The organism is Quadrisphaera sp. DVD1 (assembly GCF_058932755.1).
The window spans coordinates 1-1,885 of the sequence record NZ_JBZYWI010000252.1 but is presented as its reverse complement, the minus strand read 5'-3'; the positions used below and the strand labels follow the sequence as shown (position 1 = coordinate 1,885).

Genomic DNA, 1,885 nt, shown 5'->3' with positions numbered 1-1,885 from the left:
CGGCGGGGACGACGAGGTGGGCGCCGACGCGCTCGGCGTCCGGGTGCGCCACCACGGTCACGAGCGCGGTGGGGCGGCCTGCGGCCACGGCGTCGGCGAGCGCCCCGAGGTGAGGGGACGCCGCGGCGTCCACGCGCTGGAGCAGCACCTCGACCTCGCCGCCGCAGGGCAGCCCCACGGCCAGGGCGTCGTCGTCGGGCACGCCGTACCGGACGAGCTGCGGCGCGCCGTCGTCCAGCACCTGCTGGGCCCGGGTGTAGACGTCGCCCTCGACGCAGCCGCCGGAGACGCTGCCGACGGCGGTGCCGTCCGGGCCGACGAGCAGGCTCGCGCCGGCCTGCCGCGGAGCCGAGCTCCAGGTCGCCACCACGGTGGCCACCGCGGTGGGCTCACCGGCCCGCCACCAGGCCAGCAGCTCCCCCAGGTGGTCCAGCACAGCAGCAGTGTCGACCACACCGCCCTGCGGGCCGCGCTGCGCCCTCCTCGAGGGCCCGTACGCTGGTGCGGTGACGGTCGAGCTGGGTCTGCCCCGCCGCCGCGGCGCGGCGGGTCCGGTGCAGCTGCCGGCCGAGCGCCCGGCGGTGAGCGGGCTGGTCGACCCGCGCGGCCGCCTGGCCACCGACCTGCGCGTGTCGCTGACCGACCGCTGCAACCTGCGGTGCACGTACTGCATGCCGCCGGAGGGCCTGGACTGGCTCCCCGCCTCCCGCCTGCTGAGCGACGAGGAGATCGTCCGGCTCATCACCATCGCGGTGGAGCGCCTGGGCGTGACCGAGGTGCGCTTCACCGGTGGGGAGCCGCTGCTGCGCCGCGGGCTGGAGGGCATCGTGGCGGCGACCGCCGCCCTGCGCACCGCCGCCGGCGCGGCCCCGGAGTCCTCGCTGACGACCAACGCGCTCGGGCTGGCCCGGCGCGCGCAGGCCCTGGCCGACGCGGGGCTGACCCGCGTGAACGTCTCCCTCGACACCCTGCAGCCGGAGCGCTTCGCCACCATCACCCACCGCGACCGCTTGGCCGACGTGCTGGCCGGCCTGCGCGCGGCCACCGCTGCCGGCCTGGGCCCGGTGAAGATCAACACCGTGCTGCTGCGCGGGGTGAACGCCGACGAGGCTCCGGACCTGCTGCGCTGGGCCCTGCGCGAGGGCTACCAGCTGCGCTTCATCGAGCAGATGCCGCTGGAGCCGCACGGCGCCTGGGACCGCTCCTCGATGATCGACGCCCGCGAGATCCTCGACTCCCTGCAGCCGCACGTCGAGCTCACCGACGCCGCGCCAGGCAGCCGGGGCGCGTCCCCGGCGGAGGTCTGGAACGTGACCTGGGACGACGCGGGCACGGTGCGCACGGGGGTGGTCGGCATCGTCGCCTCCGTCACCCGCCCGTTCTGCGCGGAGTGCGACCGCACCCGCCTGACCGCCGACGGCCAGGTGCGCGACTGCCTCTTCGCCACCCGCGAGCACGACCTGCGCGGGATGCTGCGCGACGGCGCGACCGACGACCAGCTGGCCGACGCCTGGCGCGGCGCCATGTGGGGCAAGCTGCCCGGCCACGGCATCGACGACCCCTCCTTCACCCGGCCCCAGCGGCCGATGAGCGCGATCGGCGGCTAGATGAGCACGTCGCCGACCACCTCCTCGGGCGCGGGCGTCCGCGTCGAGGTCCGCTACTTCGCGGGGGCCGCCGCCGCGGCCGGCACGGACGCCGAGCACCTGCACCTCCCGGCCGGCTCCGCCGTGGACGACGTCCTCGCGGCCCTGGCCGCCGCGCACCCCGCGCTGCGGCCGGTGCTGGAGGTGGCCAGCGTGCTCCTGGGCGAGGTCGCGGTCCGCGACCGCTCGACGCCGGTGCCGGACGGCGCGCAGCTCGACGTCCTGCCGCCCTTCGCCGG

3 protein-coding genes are annotated in these 1,885 nt (G+C 77.3%); 2 read left to right on the top strand and 1 reads right to left on the bottom strand.

What is annotated here, in order from left to right; genetic code table 11:
• A partial coding sequence (locus AC5FZL_RS16585) for an XdhC family protein (RefSeq protein ID WP_493619975.1) occupies positions 1-436 on the bottom strand: 436 nt, incomplete at its 3' end.
• Between the two features lie 124 nt (positions 437-560).
• On the opposite strand from AC5FZL_RS16585, the gene moaA reads away from it, so the two are divergent.
• Positions 561-1,607 (top strand): GTP 3',8-cyclase MoaA, encoded by a 1,047-nt coding sequence (moaA, locus tag AC5FZL_RS16580; RefSeq protein ID WP_493619976.1) that lies wholly within the window; start codon positions 561-563, stop codon positions 1,605-1,607.
• The coding region (locus tag AC5FZL_RS16575) for a MoaD/ThiS family protein (protein WP_493619974.1) at positions 1,608-1,885 on the top strand (278 nt) is incomplete at its 3' end.